This is a genomic window from Campylobacter devanensis (assembly GCF_002139915.1).
GTDB classification, from domain to species: domain Bacteria; phylum Campylobacterota; class Campylobacteria; order Campylobacterales; family Campylobacteraceae; genus Campylobacter; species Campylobacter devanensis.
This window is the reverse complement of record NZ_CP018788.1, coordinates 1,272,060-1,293,482: the sequence shown is the minus strand read 5'-3', so window position 1 is coordinate 1,293,482 and position 21,423 is coordinate 1,272,060. Positions and strand designations below refer to the sequence as shown.

The 21,423-nt window shown below is 33.6% G+C and carries 20 protein-coding genes, 1 tRNA gene and 1 pseudogene; 15 read left to right on the top strand and 7 right to left on the bottom strand.

The genetic code is table 11. The features are described from left to right. Positions 1–43: 43 nt before the first annotated feature. The 7 genes from CIGN_RS08425 to gpmI form a co-directional block, all read right to left on the bottom strand. Entirely contained in the window at positions 44–166 is a 123-nt protein-coding gene (locus CIGN_RS08425; protein WP_257789249.1) for a hypothetical protein, read from the bottom strand. Between the two features lie 217 nt (positions 167–383). Further along, on the bottom strand, positions 384–605 hold the full coding sequence (locus CIGN_RS06460; RefSeq protein WP_086302849.1) for a hypothetical protein: 222 nt from the start codon (positions 603–605) through the stop codon (positions 384–386). 243 nt (positions 606–848) lie between these two features. Further along, positions 849–1,781 (bottom strand): acetyl-CoA carboxylase carboxyl transferase subunit alpha, encoded by a 933-nt coding sequence (accA, locus tag CIGN_RS06455; protein ID WP_086225096.1) that lies wholly within the window; start codon positions 1,779–1,781, stop codon positions 849–851. After that, positions 1,781–2,992, bottom strand: a complete 1,212-nt coding sequence (locus CIGN_RS06450) for a beta-ketoacyl-ACP synthase II (RefSeq protein ID WP_086302847.1) — start codon at positions 2,990–2,992, stop codon at positions 1,781–1,783. The genes accA and CIGN_RS06450 overlap by 1 nt, the downstream gene beginning before the upstream one ends. A 44-nt stretch (positions 2,993–3,036) precedes the next feature. Next, on the bottom strand, positions 3,037–3,270 hold the full coding sequence (gene acpP, locus CIGN_RS06445) for an acyl carrier protein (protein WP_086225098.1): 234 nt from the start codon (positions 3,268–3,270) through the stop codon (positions 3,037–3,039). A 57-nt stretch (positions 3,271–3,327) separates the two neighbouring features. Further along, entirely contained in the window at positions 3,328–4,071 is a 744-nt protein-coding gene (gene fabG, locus CIGN_RS06440) for a 3-oxoacyl-ACP reductase FabG (RefSeq protein ID WP_086302845.1), read from the bottom strand. Positions 4,072–4,081: 10 nt separating this feature from the next. Next, positions 4,082–5,545: a 2,3-bisphosphoglycerate-independent phosphoglycerate mutase gene (gene gpmI / locus CIGN_RS06435; protein WP_086302842.1), complete on the bottom strand. Its 1,464-nt coding sequence runs from the start codon at positions 5,543–5,545 to the stop codon at positions 4,082–4,084. Between the two features lie 160 nt (positions 5,546–5,705). On the opposite strand from gpmI, the gene mraY reads away from it, so the two are divergent. From mraY to pssA, 15 genes and pseudogenes are all read left to right on the top strand, one after another. Continuing rightward, complete coding sequence (gene mraY / locus CIGN_RS06430) at positions 5,706–6,770, top strand: phospho-N-acetylmuramoyl-pentapeptide-transferase (protein ID WP_086302840.1); 1,065 nt, start codon at positions 5,706–5,708, stop codon at positions 6,768–6,770. A gap of 4 nt (positions 6,771–6,774) precedes the next feature. Beyond that, positions 6,775–7,974: a UDP-N-acetylmuramoyl-L-alanine--D-glutamate ligase gene (gene murD, locus CIGN_RS06425; protein WP_086302838.1), complete on the top strand. Its 1,200-nt coding sequence runs from the start codon at positions 6,775–6,777 to the stop codon at positions 7,972–7,974. A gap of 74 nt (positions 7,975–8,048) precedes the next feature. After that, positions 8,049–8,124 (top strand) — tRNA-Phe (locus CIGN_RS06420). Between the two features lie 357 nt (positions 8,125–8,481). Beyond that, positions 8,482–10,536, top strand: a complete 2,055-nt coding sequence (locus CIGN_RS06415) for an HsdM family class I SAM-dependent methyltransferase (protein ID WP_086302836.1) — start codon at positions 8,482–8,484, stop codon at positions 10,534–10,536. Positions 10,537–10,595: 59 nt separating this feature from the next. After that, positions 10,596–11,649: pseudogene (locus CIGN_RS08335) on the top strand (restriction endonuclease subunit S). Positions 11,650–11,732: 83 nt separating this feature from the next. Continuing rightward, entirely contained in the window at positions 11,733–12,827 is a 1,095-nt protein-coding gene (pglE, locus tag CIGN_RS06405) for a UDP-N-acetylbacillosamine transaminase (protein ID WP_086288744.1), read from the top strand. Beyond that, a complete protein-coding gene (pglF, locus tag CIGN_RS06400; RefSeq protein WP_086232522.1) occupies positions 12,824–14,605 on the top strand; it encodes a UDP-N-acetylglucosamine 4,6-dehydratase (configuration-retaining) in 1,782 nt (593 codons plus the stop codon). The genes pglE and pglF overlap by 4 nt, the downstream gene beginning before the upstream one ends. 1 nt (position 14,606) lies before the next feature. Then, positions 14,607–15,512 (top strand): PDC sensor domain-containing protein, encoded by a 906-nt coding sequence (locus CIGN_RS06395; protein WP_086244264.1) that lies wholly within the window; start codon positions 14,607–14,609, stop codon positions 15,510–15,512. Beyond that, positions 15,496–16,107, top strand: a complete 612-nt coding sequence (hisH, locus tag CIGN_RS06390; RefSeq protein ID WP_086302834.1) for an imidazole glycerol phosphate synthase subunit HisH — start codon at positions 15,496–15,498, stop codon at positions 16,105–16,107. Before CIGN_RS06395 ends, hisH begins: the two co-directional genes overlap by 17 nt. Then, positions 16,108–16,818: a 1-(5-phosphoribosyl)-5-[(5-phosphoribosylamino)methylideneamino]imidazole-4-carboxamide isomerase gene (gene hisA, locus CIGN_RS06385; RefSeq protein WP_086302832.1), complete on the top strand. Its 711-nt coding sequence runs from the start codon at positions 16,108–16,110 to the stop codon at positions 16,816–16,818. Positions 16,819–16,882: 64 nt separating this feature from the next. Then, complete coding sequence (locus CIGN_RS06380) at positions 16,883–17,248, top strand: chemotaxis response regulator CheY (RefSeq protein ID WP_086225111.1); 366 nt, start codon at positions 16,883–16,885, stop codon at positions 17,246–17,248. Next, positions 17,248–18,060, top strand: a complete 813-nt coding sequence (locus CIGN_RS06375) for a 50S ribosomal protein L11 methyltransferase (protein ID WP_086225112.1) — start codon at positions 17,248–17,250, stop codon at positions 18,058–18,060. The genes CIGN_RS06380 and CIGN_RS06375 overlap by 1 nt, the downstream gene beginning before the upstream one ends. Next, positions 18,060–19,982: an ATP-dependent zinc metalloprotease FtsH gene (gene ftsH / locus CIGN_RS06370; RefSeq protein WP_086244263.1), complete on the top strand. Its 1,923-nt coding sequence runs from the start codon at positions 18,060–18,062 to the stop codon at positions 19,980–19,982. Before CIGN_RS06375 ends, ftsH begins: the two co-directional genes overlap by 1 nt. Next, the gene (locus CIGN_RS06365; RefSeq protein WP_086226749.1) at positions 19,975–20,586 is read left to right on the top strand and encodes a phosphatidylserine decarboxylase; all 612 of its coding nucleotides are present in this window, start codon (positions 19,975–19,977) and stop codon (positions 20,584–20,586) included. Before ftsH ends, CIGN_RS06365 begins: the two co-directional genes overlap by 8 nt. Continuing rightward, a complete protein-coding gene (gene pssA, locus CIGN_RS06360; protein WP_086225115.1) occupies positions 20,579–21,310 on the top strand; it encodes a CDP-diacylglycerol--serine O-phosphatidyltransferase in 732 nt (243 codons plus the stop codon). The genes CIGN_RS06365 and pssA overlap by 8 nt, the downstream gene beginning before the upstream one ends. The last annotated feature ends 113 nt before the right edge of the window (positions 21,311–21,423 follow it).

Here is a 21,423-nt window from a genome sequence, read left to right as displayed (position 1 = left end):
AGAAGATCTCTTTGGCTATTTAATTAAAATTTATAGTTATAACCTAAATAAGCACCATAATCCATTCTATTTTATAACCTTCTAAACCTGTAGATGTGTAATCGCTTTTTAGACTAAATTCAATCTCATTGCTATCATTTATCGCATAAATACCACCAAGCTTCAATCCAAAATACCGCCTGTTTTAGTATCACCTACTTTTTCTGTTTAGCCATTATTGGTTGTTTCAATACTTTCTCCTTTTGTTATAACTACCCAAGTAAAGCTTTAAAACTATCATTAATCGATGGAGTGTATCTTGCTCCTAAGATGATGTTATGTGATTTGAATTTTATTTCATTATTGCTATAGTTTGAATCATTTACGTCAGATTTATCTCTAGACTACATTTTATAGCTGTATCCAGTCCAAACTCTATAGATGTCAAAATCTTTACCAAATTTAAGGCTTAATTCTCCAATTACATCTGATGGATTAATATTAGTTGATAAAATCGCTCCTTTGACACCTATATAAGTATTATCTAAAAAATTAGCTTGAGCTACCGAGCTTAAAAGTGCAGTAGCAACCAAAGTTTTAAAACCAAATTTAGCCATGTTTACCATAGTAATCCTTTTTACTAATTTACCTTATTATAATAAGGTATTTTTATGCTTAATGAAGAACAAATTTTAGAAGCTTATAAAGTAATTGGGCAGAATGTAGCAAAAGTTAGAAAAGAGCGCAAGGTTTCGCAATTATCTAATTAAGTTAAATTTGGATTAAAAGTATTAAAGATATTTTAAGCCTAATGAGTAAAATCGATTAAAATTTAGCCAAGTTATACTAAAACCTGGCTAAATAGTCAATTATTCATAAGCTCCAACAGAGAGTATTTTTTCCATTCTAGCGCTTACTACTTCATCAATTGATAACTTCTCAAGCTCTTCTAGCTTAGTTCTGATATACTCACCAACAGCAGCTATAGCGCCATCTTTATCTCTGTGAGCTCCCATTATAGGTTCATCTATCACATCATCGATTAAATTTAGCTCTTTTAAATCATCAGCTGTTATTTTCATAGCTTTTGTAGCGGCTTCGCTTTTGCTAGGATCATTCCATAAAATTGCTGCACAACCTTCTGGTGAAATAACAGAAAATACTGAGTTTCTCATCATCGCAAGCCTATCGGCCACACCAATAGCTAAAGCGCCTCCACTACCACCTTCGCCAATAACTATAGCAATAGTGCGAGTTCTAAGCTCACTAAGTTCAAATAGGTTTCTAGCAATTGCCTCGCTTTGACCACGCTCTTCAGCACCAACACCAGGATAAGCACCCGGAGTATCTATGAAAAATATAACTGGAATTTCAAATTTCTCAGCTAGTCTAGCTACACGAAGGGCTTTTCTATACCCTTCAGGATGAGGCATTCCAAAGTTTCTCATAATTTTATATTTTGTTCCACGGCCTTTTTGTTCGGCTATGACAATTACCTTTTTATTGCCTATGTAACCGCTATAACAGACAATTGATGGATCATCAGCGTAAGTTCTATCACCGTGAATTTCATAGCTATCAGTTAGAAGAGCTCTGATATAATCAAGTGCATAAGGGCGATCTGGATGTCTAGCTAAATTTAACCTTTGAAATTCATTTAAATTTTTATATGTTTTTGCTATCTCTTTTTCTAAATTTTTGCTTAGGATCTCAATAGCATGCTCATCGCCTTTAATTTTAGCGTTGGCGATATCTTCATCAATCTGTTGAATACCTTTTTCAAAATCAAGATAGCTAGCCATTATTTTAGCCTTTTAAATATGACTGAGCCATTAGTTCCACCAAAGCCAAATGAGTTACTCATAACAGCATTTAGTTCAGATTTTCTAGCTGAATTTGGGGTATAATCCAAGTCGCACTCAGGCGCTCTGTCTGTTTGATTAATTGTTGGTGGTATTATGCCTTGATTCATAGCCATGATAGAAATTACCGCTTCTATAGCACCAGCAGCACCTAAGCAGTGACCTGTCTGACCCTTAGTAGAGCTAATAGCTGGGATATTATCGCCAAATACAGCTTTGATAGCAGCAGTTTCATTGGCATCGTTTGCTGATGTTGATGTGCCATGAGCGTTGATGTAGTCAATTTTGATATCTCCAGCCATTGATAGGGCTTTACTCATAGCTCTTTGTGGGCCATCTTGACTTGGGCTTGTGATATGATGAGCATCACCGCTTTCTCCAAATCCTGCTACTTCAGCATAGATTTTTGCACCTCTAGCTATTGCGCTTTCATACTCTTCTAGCACTAATGCACCAGCACCTTCTCCCATTACAAAGCCATCTCTATTTGCATCAAATGGTCTTGATGCAGCTGCTGGATCGTCGTTTCTTGTAGATAGTGCTTTCATTGCAGCAAATCCGCCGATACCTACAGGGCAGATAGCAGATTCAGCACCAATTACTAGCATAGCTTTTGTCTCGCCTATCATTATGCTTTTAGCTGCTTCGCATATAGCGTGAGTAGATGCAGCACACGCTGTTACGCTTGATAAGTTTGGGCCTTTTAAATTGTGAGCTATGCTAACTAATCCACCAAGCATATTTACCAAAGCAGAAGGGATAAAAAACGGAGATATTTTTCTAGGCCCTTTTTCTAAGCATATATTAGAATTCTTTTCTATATTAGGTAGGCCACCGATGCCAGCAGCTGAGCTAACGCCAAATTCACTTGGATCAAAATCTTTAAAATTCGCATCATCCATAGCGTCTTTAGCGGCTTTTAATCCTAATTGGATAAATCTATCTACCTTTTTTATCTCTTTTGCTTCCATTATAGTAGCTGGATCAAAATCATCTATTTGAGCAGCTATTTGTACTGGAAAATCAGTAGCATCAAATAGGGTTATCTTTTTTACACCTGTTTTGCCATCGCAAATATTTTTAAAAGATACATCTTTATCAAGACCTAGCGCAGTTATCATGCCTAAACCAGTTACTACCACTCTTTTCAATGCTACTTCTCCTAAAATTTAAATTTAATCACTTAATATTTTAATTATTTTTTTAGACCTTCAACATAATTTACAACATCTGCGATGCTAATTAATTTTTCGGCTTCGCTATCTGGGATTTCTACATCAAATTTTTCTTCTAAAGCCATAACAAGCTCAACAACATCTAGTGAATCAGCACCTAGATCTTCTATGATTTTTGACTCCATTTTTACTGCGTCAGCTGCAACACTTAGTTGTTCTACAACAACATCTCTAACTTCGTCAAATATTGCCATAATTTTCTCCTAAAATAAAAATGAGTGTAATCTTACTATAATTTGGCTTAAAGTTTTCTACATATATAGGCCACCATTGATTTTAAGGGTATCGCCTGTGATGTAGCTTGCATAATCGCTTAGCAAGAACGCTATTGCTGTGGCTACTTCTTTAGCTTCTCCAAATCTTTTTAATGGAATATTTGCTGAGTAGTGTGCTTTAATTTCATCACTTAGAGCATCGGTCATATCTGTAGCTATAAATCCTGGAGTTACGCTATTAAATCTGATATTTCTACTAGCACCTTCTTTGGCAAAACTTTTACTCATTGCTATCATGCCGCCTTTGCTAGCTGAGTAGTTGGTTTGGCCTGCATTACCCATTTCACCAACTATTGAAGCTACATTTACAACTGAACCAAAGCGTTTTTTGCTCATTACTTTAAGTGCCTCTTTACAACCAATAAATGCGCTTTTTAAATTTGCATCAATAACGCTATTAAAGTCATCTACACTCATTCTTAAAGCTAGTTTATCATTTGTAATTCCCGCATTATTTACTAGATAGCTTAACTCTCCATCGCTTTGAATAATTAGATTTATAGCTGCTATAAAATCTTCTTCATTTGTTGCATCAAATTTAACAACAGCAGCACTACCGCCACCAGCTTCTATTTGAGCTTTTAAATCATCTGCAAGCTTAGGATTTGATCTATAATTTATCCAAACTTTAAGTCCAAAACTAGCTAAAACTTTACAAATTTCAGCACCAATTCCACGGCTTGCACCAGTAACTAAAACATTTTTCCCGCTAAATTTCATTTATTATCCTTTAAAATAGTGGTTTATCCATAACTTCTGGAATTTCTAAATCCATTAATTTTAGTATTGTTGGAGCTACATTGCTTAGCCCGCCGTATTCTATTGAGTTTATACCATCAGCTACTACATAGTTAAATACATCAAATGTTGTATGATTAGTTAGTAATTCGCCATCGTTACTTTGCATTGCTTCGCAGTTTCCATGATCGCTAATTTGCATATATGAGTAGCCATACTCTTTAGCTTTTGCAATCACTTTACCTAAGCATTCATCTACTGCTTCAACTGCTTTTATAGCTGCGTCATAGTTTCCAGTGTGACCGACCATATCACCATTTGCATAATTTACTACTATAAATTCAATCCCATTTTCTATGCCTTTTATCACCGCATCGGTTACTTCATATGCACTCATAGCTGGCTGTTCATCATATGTTTTAACTTTTGGACTTGGTATTAATACTCTTGTTTCATTCTCTACAAGATCCTCTTTGCCACCATTAAAAAAGAATGTCACATGAGCATATTTTTCAGTCTCTGCAGTGTGGAGTTGTCTTAATCCATTTTTTGCTATAACATCAGCTAATGTATCTTTAATATCATCATTTTTAAACATTATAGGAAAGCTAAATTTATCATCATAGTTTGTCATTGTAATTAAATTTTCGCAGATATTTTCACGCTTAAATTCATTAAATTCACTAACAGCCAAAGCAGCACAAATCTCCCTTGCTCTATCATTTCTAAAGTTGATAAAGATTATTCCATCATCTTTTTTAATTCCACCAAAATCTATAAAACTAGCTGGTTCTATAAACTCATCAAATATCTCTTTTTGATATGAATTTTCCATATATTGGACTGGAGTTATTGTTTGTAAATTTTCATTTTGAGCTATGATTTTATAAGCAGTTTCTACTCTATCCCATCTTTTATCCCTATCCATAGCATAAAATCTACCGCTGATTGAGGCAACTGTAAATTTGTCTTGAAGAGATTTTATGAAATTTATTCCAGTTTTTGGATTGACATCACGGCCATCAGTTATAGGGTGAGCATAAACCTCTTTTTTATTTGCGATACAAATTTGACATATAGCATCAAAATGATTTATATGTGAGTGTACGCCACCATCGCTATAAAGACCAATAACATGAACTCTATTTACTTTATTTAGTAGCTCTTTTAATTCTGGATTATCTTTTAATTTGTCTGATTCTATTGCTTTGTCAATCTTAACTAAATTTTGATATAGGATTCTTCCACTGCCAATAGTCATATGGCCAACTTCGCTATTGCCCATTTGCCCATCAGGCAAGCCCACAGCTAGACCGCTAGTTTTTAATAAATTTTTAGCAGCATTTGCTTCTAACCACTCATATGTTGGCTTTTTAGCAGCATTAAATGCATTAAATTCATTGCTTGGATTATATCCAATTCCATCAGTGATTACTAATATAGCTTTTTTGCTCATTTGGTTATGTCCTTATTTAAGCATATTTTAGGCACAATTTTAACATTGATTTATAAATAATTATAATTTTTTTAAATTTTTAACTAGATTTATCCAAATATTATCAAAAAATTTATATAATTTTATCTTAAATTTTTTAGTTATCGTCTTAGGATTTTTGGTGTTTTATTATATTTATGAAATTTTTGAATTTAATTTTTTTAGTTATATTAGCGTTCGTGCTGGGATTAGCTTTTTTTTAGCTTTTGTTTTGACTCTATTTTTTATGCCTAAATTTATAGCTTGGGCAAGGATTAAAAATGCTAATCAGCCTATATATGAGCTAGCTCCGCAATCTCATCAGCAAAAAGGTAAAACTCCGACAATGGGCGGTGTTGTTTTTGTTATTTGTGCTGTAGTGGCCACGCTTTTGAGTGCAAATTTAAGCAATGCTTTTGTGCTTATTGGGCTTTTTGTTTTGGGTGGATTTTGTCTGCTTGGTTTTTATGATGATTATAGCAAGATAGTTGGTCGCCAAAATCACGCTGGTTTGCACGCTAGGGTTAAATTTGTTTTTCAAATTGTGCTTGGTATGATAGCTGCTGTGCTTTTATATTTTTTTAGCGGACTTGATTCTTTATTTTATTTTCCATTTTATAAGCATGCGATTTTAGATATATCTATTTTTGCAATGTTATTTTGGGTTTTGGTATTTACTTCAGCATCTAATGCAGTAAATTTAACAGATGGATTAGATGGACTTGCTAGTGTGCCTTCTATTTTTGGATTAGTTAGTCTTGGAATATTTGCTTATTTGATGGGAAATGCTGTTTATAGCTCTTATTTATTGCTACCTAAGGTGGTAAATTTAGGCGAAATTGTGATCTTAGTTACTGCTGTTATTGGGGCGCTTTTTGGGTTTTTATGGTTTAATTGCTATCCGGCTGAGGTTTTTATGGGTGATAGTGGTAGCCTTAGTATCGGTGCGTTTATCGGATATATGGGGATTGTTACAAAAAATGAGCTTTTGCTTATAATAATCGGGTTTGTATTTGTGGTTGAGACGCTCTCTGTAATTTTGCAAGTTGGTAGCTTTAAGATTAGAAAAAAGCGTATATTTTTAATGGCACCTTTACACCACCATTTCGAGATGAAGGGGTGGAGCGAAAATAAGATTATTGTGCGGTTTTGGATGATAGCTTTGGTGGCAAATTTAATTGCTTTGATAGCTTTAAAATTAAGGTAAAATAATGATAAAATCTCTATTTGGATATGCTAATACAACAAAATCTATCGCCAAAAGCGGCGGCTGGAATATCTATGATGATAAATTTAAAATAGCAAGCAGTGATGAGTATGGAAATGCTCTATTGCCTGTGGATAAATTTGATCCAAATCTTAGTGAACTAGAGATTCCAAGTCCTGGATTTCCGCCATCTCATAAGCTGATAAAATCGGCTAAAAATCTCATAAGCGAGTATGATTATTTTAGAAATTCCACCCCAAAAAGTATCTGGATTAGTGGCACAAATGGCAAGACTACAACGACTAAAATGACTGAGCATCTATTAAGAGATCGTGGGGCAATTATGGGTGGTAATGTAGGAATTGCGCTTGGTGATTTAGTGGGCAAGAAGGCTAAAATTTGGATTTTAGAGACTAGCTCTTTTACTATCCATTATACCAAATTTACCTCTCCTGATATCTATGCGCTTTTGCCTATTAGCGATGATCATATAAGTTGGCATGGTAGTGCTAAAGAGTATGAAAATGCCAAGCTAAAACCGCTATCAATGATGAGAGAAGGTAGCGTGGCTATAGTGCCAAAATGCTATGAAAAGATCAAATCTCACGCTAAGATTATAGGGTATGAAGATGAGATTGATCTAGCTAATAAATTTAATATTGATATTGGTAGGATTGATTTTCGAGTGCCATTTTTGATGGATGCGATTATGGCGCTTTGTATTGAGAGCATAATATTTAGTCGTTGTAGCATTGATTTGCTTAATAAATTTATCATTGAGCCTCACAAGCTTGAAGAGTTAAAGGACGCCAAAGGTAGATTATGGGTCAATGATACTAAAGCTACAAATATAGACGCAACTCTTCAAGCCTTAGCCAGATATGAGGGGTCTAAGATTCATATTATATTAGGTGGCGATGATAAGGGTGTGAGTATAGAAAAAGTAGTCGCTACAGCTGCTAAGCAAGGCGCTACAATCTATGCTATTGGCTCAAATTGCGATGATATAGAAAAGATGAGCTATAAATTTGGCGCTAAAGTATTTAATGCTAAAGAGCTTTATAATGCTGTAAATTTGATAGATAAAATGATGGAAAAAGATGATGTTGCTTTGCTTAGTCCAGCGTGTGCTAGTTTAGATCAGTTTAGTTCATATGCACATCGTGGAGATAAATTTAAAGAATTTATAGCAAAAATTATATAAATTCTTTAAATTTGAGTAGAATTTTATCTATATTTAAGTTTTAAAAAGGTATAATTACAACTCATTTTTAAGGTGGTTGGATAGCTCAGTCGGTAGAGCAGCAGACTGAAAATCTGCGTGTCGGCAGTTCGATTCTGCCTCTAACCACCATTTTTATTCAATTTACATTTTTATATCATATTTAATTTTTATCTCTTCTAAAGCCGCTAAGTGATTAATTAAGAAAATTATGCTCGTTAAAGAAAATTCTACAAATATCGCTCAAATCAAGGATTATTAAATGATATCATATGGATATAATAAATTATGCAAAATATGAAAATATGAATAGAAAATAGCTATCAAAATATTTAAAAAAAGCTAAGAATAAATATAAAAAATTCAATAAAAAATTAAAAAAGAATAATGAGTTGATTGAATTTTTAATGATTAAAGATAAATGTTGTTATTTTAGTAAATTTAATATATAATTACAGCTTTTAAATTATCATAATTTCAGGAACTAAAATGGCTAAATCCAAAGTTCAATCAGTAGAACCAAATGTTGCAGATTACATTAATTCCCAGTTAAAAAGCTATAAATTAGATTATAAACTCGAACAAGAATCTTTAAATAGTCAAATTGATAACGCATTAAATTTATACTATTCTAAAAATGGCGGTGCAGGTGGTAATCGCCCAGATGCTAAGCTGCTAAAGCAAGACCCAAAAAGTCTAAAATATTATCCAGTTTTAATTGAATACAAAGGCTATAAAGATAAGCTAATTAAGCTTGATAAAGATGGTCAAATCGATAACAAAAATGCTAAAAATGAGCCAAATTTCAAGAATATTAACGAATATGCGGTTAATGGTGCTGTGCATTATGCTAATGCTATTTTACACCATACTGACTATGATGAGATTATTGCTATTGGCGTTACTGGCTTTAAAGATACATTAAGCGACAAACTTGAGATACAAATTGGCGTATATTATGTAAGCAAAGCCAACTTAGCTAAAGCTATAAAAGTAGGTGAATATAGCGATTTATCATTTTTAAAAGATGAGAATTTTATCAAATTTACTCAAAAGCTAAAAGAGTTAAATCTAACCCCTCAAGAGCTAGAAGCGATAAAAACCAAAAAAGATGAAGAAATTTCTATAGTTTTAACTAAGTTAAATAATGATATTTATAGAGATGAAAAAGGCTTAAGTGAAAATGATAGAGTCTATCTTGTTGTAGCAACGATTATCGCTACTTTAGGTGTTGAGGGCGGTAAGGTTGCACCACTTACAAAAGATAAGCTAATATCATCTGAAGAAAACGGAGAAAGAGATGGCGATAAAATTTTAAGCAAAGTCAAAAATTTTCTCAAAGAAAAATCAATCCCAGAAGATAAACAAGGGCTAATAATTCGCACGCTAGCTAACACTCTAACAGCCGAAAATTTAAATAAGCCAATAAACGGTGAGAGCCAACTCAAGCGTGTATTTTGCAAAATCGTAGATGATTTAGGTGAGTATTATAAAAGTGAGTTAAATATTGATTTTACCGGTAAATTATTCAATGAAATGTATGCTTGGCTAGGCTTTACTCAAGATCAGTTAAATGATGTTGTTTTGACTCCGCCATATGTCGCAACACTCTTAGTTAAACTCGCTAGAGTAAATAAAGATAGCTTTGTTTGGGACTTTGCTACTGGTTCGGCTGGACTTTTGATTGCTGCGATGAATGAAATGATAGAAGATGCTAAAAATCAAATTCAATCCCCAGACTCTCAAAAGAAAAAAATCGCCGAAATAAAAGCTCAACAGCTAATGGGCTTGGAAATTTTGCCAAATATTTATATGCTTGCTGTGTTAAATATGATCTTAATGGGCGATGGTAGCTCAAATATTTTAAATAAAGATAGCCTTAGAGATTTTGATGGAGATTATGCCTATGGCACAAAGCAGGGCAAATTCAAAGCTAATGCATTTATTCTAAATCCTCCATATTCAGCTGAGGGTAATGGAATGATATTTGTCCAAAAAGCCCTATCAATGATGGATAGCGGCTATGCAGCTATAATTATCCAAAGTTCAGCCGGAAATGGCAAAGCCCAAGCTATCAATAAAGAAATTCTAAAATCTAACACTTTAATAGCTAGTATTAAAATGCCAATTGACCTATTTATCGGTAAATCTAGTGTTCAAACTAATATTTATGTCTTTCAAGTAGGTGTGGCTCATAATGCTAAACATGTGGTTAAATTTATAGATTTTAGCGATGATGGCTACGCAAGAGCAAACCGCAAAAAGGCCAAATCTAGCCTAAATCTACGAGATATTGGTAATGCTAAGGCCAGGTATGCTGAGGTTGTCGATCTAGTGCATTATGGCAAAAATTATCTAAATTTGCTTAGTTCAAATGACTATTTCGAAGGCGTGATAGACCCTAGTAGTGGCTCAGACTGGAATCAATCAGCGCCTATTGATACAACGCCAACTTTAGAGGATTTTAAAAAGACTGTAAGCGACTATCTAGCATGGGAAGTAAGTCAAATAATTAAAAATCAAAAAGATAATCTGGGAAAGTAATCTCCCCACTTAATCAAAAAATAAGTAGCATTGAGTGGGGTGAATTTAGGCTTGGTGATTTGTTTGACAGCTCAAATGGAAATTTTGATATTCAAAAATCCCATATAAATGATAAAGGTTATTTTGTCGTAACTGCCGGAGAAACTAATAATGGAATTTTAGGCAAAAGCGATGTAGAAGCTAGAATTTTCGAAGCTAATACAATAACGATTGATATGTTTGGATTTGTGTTTTTTAGACAATTTGAATATAAAATGGTTACACATGCAAGAGTATTTTCTTTAAAACCCAAATTTAAAACAACACACAAACAAGGGCTATTTTTGGCAAGTTTATTTAAACATTTAAAAACTAAATTTGGTTATGATAATATGTGTTCGTGGGCTAAAATTAAAGATGATAAAATTCAACTCCCAATAAATAAAGATGGTGATATTGATTTTGAATTTATGGAGAGCTTCGTAGCAGAGCTAGAGGCGGAGCGAGTAGCAGAGCTAGAGGCGTATCTTGCCGCCGCGTCACTAAAAGATTACAAATTAACCGCCGATGAATTATCCGCTCTTTCTAAATTTGAAAATTATAATTGGGGCGAATTTAGAATTGGTGATTTGTTTGAGATGAAAAATACTTTTAGCTTTAATAAAGAAAAACTAACTGATGGCAATGAGTATGACTATGTCACAAGAACTTCTAATAATCAAGGAATTTTACAATCAACAGGCTTTGTAAATGCAAGAAACTTAAATGAAGCTGGTATTTGGAGCTTAGGGCTTTTACAAATGGATTTCTTTTATAGACAAAGGCAGTGGTATGCTGGTCAATTTGTTAGAAAAATTATCCCAAAAATAAAACTAACACAAAATTCTATTTTATTTTTTTACTACACTTTTAAATTCTCAAAAGAATATATTACTTTCAGTTTTAGTTAGAGATGTGGATAAGACTTTTAAAAATTTAAAAATTAAACTACCAGTAACCGCTAATGATGAAATAGATTTTGAATTTATGAATAATTTTATCAAAGCGATTAAGAAGTTAGTAATAAAAGATGTAGTTTTATACACTGATAACAAAATCAAAGCTACAAAAAGCATAGTAAGCTCAAATCAATGAATAAATTTAACTTTTTAGCGTTATTAATTCTAAGTTTATTCTAACTTTGATAAAATATGGCCATTAATTAATAGAGGAATATAATGGCTAGAGTTTTTTTAAGCGCACCATATATGGGCGGTAATGAGTTAAAGTATGTCAATGAAGCATTTAAAAGTAATTATATAGCACCACTTGGAGAGTTTGTAGATAGGTTTGAAAATAGTATAAAAGATTATACTAAATCACCAAATGCAGTAGCTCTTAGCTCAGCAACTGCTGGATTGCATTTAGCGCTTAGAGTTTTAAAAATCAGCGATGGCGATGCTGTTTTGGCTTCATCTTTTACATTTGCTGCTAGTGTAAATCCTATAATGTATGAAAGGTGTGAGCCTATATTTATCGATTGTGATGAGAGTTGGAATCTTAGCCCAAAACTCTTAAAAGATGCAATAAATAAAAGCGATAAAAAGCCAAAAGCACTAATTATAACCCACTTATATGGCCAAGCAGCAAAGATGGATGAGATAGTAGAAATTTGTACTGAAAATAATATAGCTATTATAGAAGATGCAGCTGAGGCTTTGGGTGGATTTTATAAAGGCAAAGCACTTGGAAGCATTGGTGATATTGGAGTTTATAGTTTTAATGGAAATAAGATCATAACCACAGGTGGTGGCGGTATGTTAGTTAGCCATGATGAAAACATAGCTAATAAAGCTAGATATTATAGCACACAAGCAAGAGAGCCATTGCTTCATTATGAGCATTTAGATTATGGGTATAATTATAGGCTTAGTAATGTTTTAGGCGCTATTGGAGTAGGGCAGATGGAGGTCTTGCAAAGCAGAGTAGAGAGAAAAAGGCAGATATTTGATATCTACTCAAATTTACTCAAAGATGTGGCTGAGTTTATGCCTGAAATTCCAAATTCACGTGGTAATAGATGGCTTACTACGCTTTTATTTAAAGAGAAAAATAAGCATTTAAAAGTTATAGAAGCACTAAATAAACACGATATAGAAAGCAGACCACTATGGAAGCCAATGCATCTTCAACCAGTATTTAAAGGTGCTAAATGCGTTGTAGATGGCACGAGTGAGGATTATTTTAGTAGAGGAATGTGCCTTCCAAGTGGTGCTGATATGAGTGATGAATTAGTAGAAAAAGTTGCTAATATCGTTAGGAGTGCGCTGTGATTAGGGCGACTAAGAGGCGTAGAATAGCATTTTTTTTACTATGCGATACTTTGATATTTGCATTTAGTATATATTTTGCTTTTTTACTTAGATTTAGTGGGGATATACCTGAGATATTTATTCCTGGTATGATATATAGTGGAGTAATTTTGATTGTTATCAAGATTGCTATGCTATGGGCTTTTCAAATTTATAGAGTGCCGTGGAGATTTTTTGGATTAAATGAATCTAGAAAAATTTCACTAGCTTGTCTGCTTTGTGCGGGAATATTTTTTGGAATATTTTTATCTTATGAGGAGATCTTTGCTCCTTTTCCAAGAAGTGTTATTATTATAGATGCGCTTATTTCGGCTATTATGGTAGGTAGCTTAAGAATTTCAAAACGAGCTTTAATGGACTTTAAAAAGGCTAAAAATGGCAAACCTTGCGTTATTATAGGTTCTACTTCTAAAACTCTACAAATCCTAAAAGGACTCAAAAGCGGATATGCAAACTATTACGCCGTAGGTATAGTAGATGGTAGAAAAGATCTAGTAGGCACATACTGCGATGGCTATCAAGTAGGTCATAAAGATGAGCTAAAAAGCTATATAGAAGATGGCGTAAAAAGCGCTATAATAGCTCTAAAACTTATGCCAAATGAGCTTAAAGAACTATATGATGAGCTAGATACTTTAGGATTTAAAGATATTAAAATATTTTCTTTAATTGGGCAAAAAAATGAGGGAATTACAGATATTAGCATAGAAGATTTACTAGCTAGAAAACCAAAAGACCTAGATAGTGCAGCTGTTGAGTCATTTATAGGTGGTAAGGTAGTGATGGTTACTGGCGCTGGCGGAACAATAGGTAGCGAGATATGTAAGCAGTGCTTGAAATTTGGTGCTAAAGAGTTAATAATGGTAGAACATAGCGAGTATAATCTATATCAGATTAATGAAGCCACCAATGCTGATGAGCGTAATCGCTTAGTTATGTTAAATATCACTCATATTAATGAATTTGATTTTGTATTTTCTAAATTTCGACCAGATATAGTGATTCATGCAGCTGCATATAAGCATGTTCCATTATGTGAGTTTAATCCATTAATTGCTGTGCAAAATAATATAATGGGAACTAAAAATGTTATAGATTTAGCCAAAAAATATGAAACTAAAAAGGTAGTGCTAATCTCAACTGATAAAGCTGTAAGGCCGACAAATATCATGGGAGCTACTAAAAGGGTTTGTGAATTATATGCGTTAAATTCAAATACCAGCTCTACTGAGATTGTTGCAGTTAGATTTGGTAATGTGCTAGGAAGTAGCGGTAGCGTTATACCTAAATTTAAAGCCCAAATAGCAGCCAATGAGCCACTAAGCGTAACTCATCCTGATATCACTAGATATTTTATGCTTGTTAGCGAGGCGTGTCAATTAGTGCTTCAAGCAGCTAGCATTGCAAGTGGCGGTGAGCTTTTTGTGCTTAATATGGGTGAGCCAGTTCGTATCGCTGATATGGCTAAAAGAATGCTAAGATTAAGCAATAAAGAGCATCTTGGAATCAAATTTGTAGGTTTGCGTCCGGGTGAGAAGCTGTATGAAGAGCTTTTGATTGATCCAAATGATGTAGCAACTAAATTTGAAAGTATCTTTGTAACCAAAAGCCAACCATATGATATCGATCTATTAAATAGTCAAATTTCTGATCTATTACAAAGTCAAAACGACGCAGAAGTTGAACAAAGATTAAAACTTATCGTGCCTGAGTTTAATCATAATAAAAATAGGAATTAATGTGATTTTTAAAGAGATTGAAGAATTTAGCGAGATACGCTATAAGGCTAGAGCCTATTTATGCCATCTTTTAGATAGAAATATACCAAATAATCTCCCTGGTGTAAATGTTCAAAGCATTAATGATGGTTTTGATAAGATCGCACATGAGGTTGATAGCTTTGATGCGTTTTATATATTGGATAAAAATGGAATTCAACTAGATAATACCATAAGTCTAGATTCTAAAAATATATCTGGAAAAGGAATAAATAGAAGTAATAAGGCGTATTATTATAGATGTGTTCGTGAGAAGCGATGCGTACTAACTGATCCATATCCATCAAGCCTTACTAATCGCCTTTGTGTTACAGCTTCAATGCCTATATGTAATGATAAAAAAGAGTTGCTTTATATAGCATGTGTGGATATTGGGTTAAAAGAGCTTTTGGCTATGATTAGTCCTAGTTCTGTAGATGGAATATTTGGCAAATTTACAAAGCTTATATATTCTGTTTTTTCTATTGCTCTTTTTGCGATCTCATTGGTTTTATTTGTTTATGGTATAAAGAGCTTTGTATTAAAAAGCTTTAATGAGATTAATATTAGTGAGGTTTTTGAATCCACTATTGTGCTTACTTTAGCACTTGCAATATTTGATCTTGTTAAGGCGATATTTGAAGCTGAGGTTTTAGGTCGGCCAAATCACCATCAAAATGGCGGCAGTAGAACAATGGTAAGATTTATAGGGAGTATTATTATAGCTTTAGCTATTGAATCTCTTATGTTGGTATTTAAATTTGCAATTACTGATCCAAGTCAGATATTATATGCGATATATCTTATTGGCGGAGTTGGTTTTTTGATGATTGCACTTAGTTGCTATCTGTTTATCTTAATAAGGAGTAGTGTTGATAGGGATTATTGATTATGGTGCTGGAAATATAAGAAGCGTTCAAAACGCTCTTGAGTTTGTCGGTGCTAAGAGTGAATTAGTAAGCGACGCAGATAGATTAAAAAGCTATGATAAGTTGCTTTTGCCTGGTGTAGGTGCTTTTGGTAAGGCGATACAAAGATTAAGAGATACAAATTTAGATAATGCAATTTTAGAGTTTATAGCTAGTGGTAAGCCGTTTCTTGGGATCTGTCTTGGGATGCAACTTTTGTTTAAAAAGAGCTATGAATTTGGTGAGCATAGTGGTCTTGGAGTGATTGATGGGAGTATTATTAAATTTGATGAATCTAAATTTAATAAGCCTCTTAAAGTGCCGCATATGGGCTGGAATATGGCTAAATTTACTAAACAAAGCAAGATTGTAGATGGCCTTGGCAAGAGTGCTTATTTGTATTTTGTTCATTCATATCATGCTGTTTGTGATAGTAAATTTGCTTTAGCTTATACTGAGTATGGGTATGATTTTGTCAGTGCTGTAGAGTATGAAAATGTCTATGGATTTCAGCCTCATCCTGAAAAATCACATGAGAGCGGACTAAGAATAATTAAAAATTTTATGGAGATATAGATGGAAAAATATATGGCAATAGACTTAAAAGATGGCAAGGCAGTTAGGCTATCTAAAGGTCTTATGGATAGTGCTAAAATTTACTCAAATGAGCCGTGGGAGCTAGCTAAGAGATTTAGCGATGCCGGAGCCAAATGGTTACATATTGTAGATTTAGATGGAGCATTTGCAGGAGATGCTGTAAATTTAAAAACTATAGAAAAAATTGTAAATGCTACAAATTTAAATATACAAATTGGCGGCGGAGTACGCAATGAAGAGCGTATAAAAAGCTATTTAAACTCAGGAGTTAGTAGGTTGATTTTGGGTTCTGTTGCACTTAAAAATCCTGAGTTTGTAAAAGAGATGGCTAAAAAATACAGAATAGTTGTAGGAATAGATGCCAAAGATGGGTTTGTAGCAGTAGAAGGATGGGCTGAGGTAAGTCAGATAAGAGCTACTGATCTTGCTAAGCTATATGCAGATGCTGGAGTTGAAGCGATAATTGCCACAGATATTAGTAAAGATGGTATGCTGTGTGGGTTAAATTTAGAATTTACATCAAGCATTGCACAAGCTAGTGGTATTGATACGATTGCAAGTGGTGGTGTGGCAAGTTTAGCCGATTTAGATACTGCAAGCAAAACTAATGGAATATCTGGGGTTATAATTGGCAAAGCTTATTATGAAGGAAAAATAGCACTTAATGATATTTTTAATAACAATTTTTAACTGTTAAAGTATTTTAAAAGTAATTTTAGATAAAATATCGTCTAAAGTTGAGAAAGGATAGTTAGTGAAGTTATTGGTTGTTGATGATAGCTCTACTATGAGAAGAATTATAAAAAATACATTAGAAAGGCTTGGACATAACGAAGTGTTGCAGGCTGAGCATGGTGTAGAGGCTTGGGATATACTTTGCCAAAATCCAGATGTAGGCGTGTTAATTACTGACTGGAATATGCCTGAAATGAATGGTTTAGAGCTAGTTAAAAAGGTTAGGGCTGAGTCTAAGTATGAAAATATGCCTATTATAATGGTAACCACAGAGGGTGGTAAGGCTGAGGTTATTACAGCATTAAAAGCTGGAGTGAATAACTATATTGTTAAGCCTTTTACGCCGCAGGTTCTTAAAGAGAAACTTGAAGACGTTCTTGGATAATGAAAGATAAATATTACGAATTAAAAGTTACATCCCAGCAAATTGAGCCATTAAAAGATCTTGTTTTTGAATTTGGATTTACCTGTATAGAAGAGATCGATAGTGGCTTTATCATTAGGGATGAGCAGAGCTTGGAAGATACCAAGTGGGGACTTGAAGAGTTTGCTAGTCGCTTGGGCTGCAAAATAACTACTGATTTACAAATCAAAGATAATATAGACTGGATTAATGAATATAAAAAAGGCATAGCTCCGGTTGAAGCTGGTGAGTTTTATATTAGGCCAAGTTGGGAAACTCCAAAAGATGGGCTAATAGATATTATTATCGATCCAGCATTAGCTTTTGGCTCTGGTCATCACGAGAGTACAAATTCATGTCTAAAGCTAATTTCAAAATATTCTAAAGGATATAAAAATGCTCTAGATGTTGGTTGCGGTAGTGGTATTTTAAGTATTGCTATGGCAAAGTTAGGGCTAAATGTAAGCGCTTGTGATACTGATGAACTAGCCGTTCAAAGCAGTCTTGAAAATGCGCAAAAAAACAATATAGCTATAGATAAAATTTGGACTGGTTCTATAACTAATAGTAATGAGTCTTATGATATTGTAGTAGCAAATATCATTGCTGATGTTATACTATTTCTTGCAAATGACCTAAAATCTAAGATAAAAGTAGGTGGCATAATAATTTTATCTGGAATTCTTACAAAATATAAAAATAGAATTATAAATGCTTTTAGCGAATTTGAGTTGATAGAGAATTTAACTCAAAATGAGTGGGAGAGTTTTGTATTTAAAAATCAAGGAAAATAATGGAAAATAAAAATCAACCAAATAATAATAGTTTTTTTAATAAAAATCCTATTTTAATGTTTGCGATTTTTGCTGTGGTAATGGTGCTGATTTTTCGTAGTATGAGCCCTGATGAGATGGGAATATCTGGTACGAATTCAAAAAATATCAGCTACTCAGAGCTAAAATCCCTAATTAAATCAAAGCAGATAAATGAGGTTGTAATCGGACAAACTACGATAAAAGCTAGTGGAAATGGTCAAGCATATGTAGTAAAAAAAGTTGCTAATGATCAAACTTTAGTTCCACTTTTAGAAGAGAATAACATCAGCTATGGAGCATATAGTGAGAGTAATTGGCTAAGCGATATGCTATTTTCATGGGTTATTCCTGTATTTATTTTCTTTGCAATTTGGATGTTTTTAGCCAGTAGAATGCAAAAAAATATGGGTAGCGGAATCCTTGGTATGGGAAGTAGTAAAAAGTTAATTAATAGCGAAAAGCCAAAAGTTAAATTTGATGATGTAGCTGGCGTAGAAGAGGCTAAAGAGGAGGTAAAAGAGATCGTAGATTTCCTTAAAAATCCTGAACGCTATATTCGCTTAGGTGCTAAAATTCCAAAAGGTGTGCTATTAGTAGGCCCTCCAGGCACTGGTAAAACATTACTTGCCAAGGCTGTTGCTGGTGAGGCCGAGGTTCCATTTTTCTCAGTTTCTGGATCAAGTTTTATAGAGATGTTTGTAGGTGTGGGCGCAAGTCGTGTTAGAGATCTATTTGAAAATGCTAAGAAAGAAGCACCTGCTATCGTATTTATAGATGAAATTGATGCTATTGGTAAGAGTAGGGCGGCTGGTTCTATGATGGGTGGTAATGATGAAAGAGAGCAGACTCTAAATCAGCTTTTAGCTGAAATGGATGGATTTGATAGCGATAAAAGTCCTGTAATAGTTCTAGCAGCAACCAACCGCCCAGAGGTTTTAGATGCGGCACTTTTAAGACCAGGTAGATTTGACCGCCAAGTTTTAGTTGATAAACCTGATTTTAAAGGTCGTGTTGATATATTAAAAGTACATAGCAAAGAAGTCAAGCTTTCAAATGATGTAAATATGGATGAGATAGGTCGCTTAACTGCTGGTTTGGCTGGAGCAGATTTGGCTAATATCATTAATGAAGCTGCTCTTTTGGCTGGCCGTTCTAATAAAACTAAAATTGATCAACAAGATCTAGTTGAAGCAGTTGAGAGAGCAATTGCAGGTTTAGAGAAAAAATCTCGCCGTATAAATCCAAAAGAGAAAAAGATAGTTACATATCATGAGTGCGGACACGCTTTAATAGCTGAAACTACAAAAGGGGCTGATAAGGTTACAAAAGTATCGGTAATACCACGTGGTATTGCAGCTTTAGGTTATACGCTTAACGCCCCAGAAGAGAATAAATTTTTAATGCAAAAACATGAGTTGATTGCTAAGGTTGATGTATTGCTAGGCGGTAGAGCTGCTGAACAGGTCTTTATCAAAGAGATTAGCACAGGTGCAAGTAACGATCTTGAACGCGCTACTGATATTATAAAAGCAATGGTATCAATGTATGGAATGACTGATGTAGCTGGCCTTATGGTATTAGAAAAACAACGCAATGTATTTTTAAATGGAGGCCAAACTCTAAAAGATTATAGTGATGATATGGCACAAAAACTTGATGAGTTTGTAAAGAGCTTTTTAAATGAGAGATATGAAGCAGTTCTTGCTACGCTTGAGCTTTATCGTGGTGCGATAGAAAAAATGGTAGAATCTTTATATGAAGAAGAGACTATAGAGGGCGATAAAGTTAGGGCGATTATTAAAGAATTTGAAGAAGCAAATGGTTTGCCTACACGCTTAATAGATGTTGAAGATGAGAATTCAGACATTAAAAAAGCAAAAGAGAATCAAGTAGATGAATAATCTAGGAATCATAAGCAGATATGGATATAAATGCATCACTATTTCAGTGGTGCTTTTAATACTATCTTGGATTTTTGATTTTTGGTTTAGTTTTTTTACTATCTTACTTTTAGCTACTTTGTGGGTTTATAGAAACCCTGAAAGACTACCGCAAAGTGAAGATTCTAAAGCTATATTATCTCCTATTGATGGAGTTGTAGAAGATATTAAAAAATGCAATTATAATGGCCGTGGTTATAGTGAAATTTTAATTCGCTCAAGAATTATTGACTGCGGTGTTTTGCGTGCTACTTGTGATATGGAGATATCTGATATTAAAAGGCGTAATGGTCTAAATTTACATAGCAGCGATTCAAACTCAAATTTATTAAATAACCGAGCTACCATAATATCTAAAAATCAAGATATTATACTTCGTATTAGCACTTCAGCACTTACTTCTAAGATTTATTTAGAAAGTATAAATTATGTTAAATCTGGTCGTAGAATAGGCTTTATTAAAGATGGCAAAATCTCTCTTTTGATGCCTTTAAATACGAGAATATCTCTTACTAAAGGTGATAAAGTAAAAGCTTGTAATATTATAGGTTATATAGATGAATAGTAATAATAAATTAATATATATACTTCCAAATTTATTTACAGCAGGTAGTGCATTTACTGGTATTATCAGTATTTTAGCTAGTGCTAATGGCGAATTTGGAAAGGCTATTTTTTATCTTGTAATCTCTCTTGTGCTTGATGGGCTAGATGGTAGAGTAGCAAGATTAACCAAAACCACATCTAAATTTGGTGTTGAATTTGATAGTTTGGCTGATTTAGTTGCTTTTGGTGTAGCTCCAGCTATGTTATTTTATTTTAGTATCGGAAGCGAATTTGGTAGATTTGGTTCACTTATTACGGCTATGTTTGTAGTTTTTGGGGCTATTAGACTAGCTAGATTTAATGTTACAACTAATGAAAATGAACCAAATATGTTTATTGGATTGCCGATTCCTACAGCTGCTATAGTCGCTGGATTTTGGATTGGAATTTATAATAAATATGAAATTTTAATTGGTTTTGAATGGGTATTTATCATTTTAATGGCGGCACTTTCGATACTTATGGTCTCAAATGTACGCTATCCAAGCTTTAAAAAGGTTGATTTTAGTCGTGCTAATTATATTAAAGCTCTCGTAATGCTTGTAATACTATTTTCACTTTTATATTTATATCCTTTAGAATCAGCTACTGCTTTGATTTCTATTTATACTACATATGGTATAATTCGTGCTGTTTGGGCGAGATTTTTTGCCAAAAATATCAAGATAAAGGAACAAAAATGATAGCAAATAGTAAAAAAATTTATATATTTATCTATAAACTTTCTCTCCTTAATCTGCTCTGTAGCTCCTTTTAATAACTCTATGCATAGCATACTATAAAATATATTAAATTT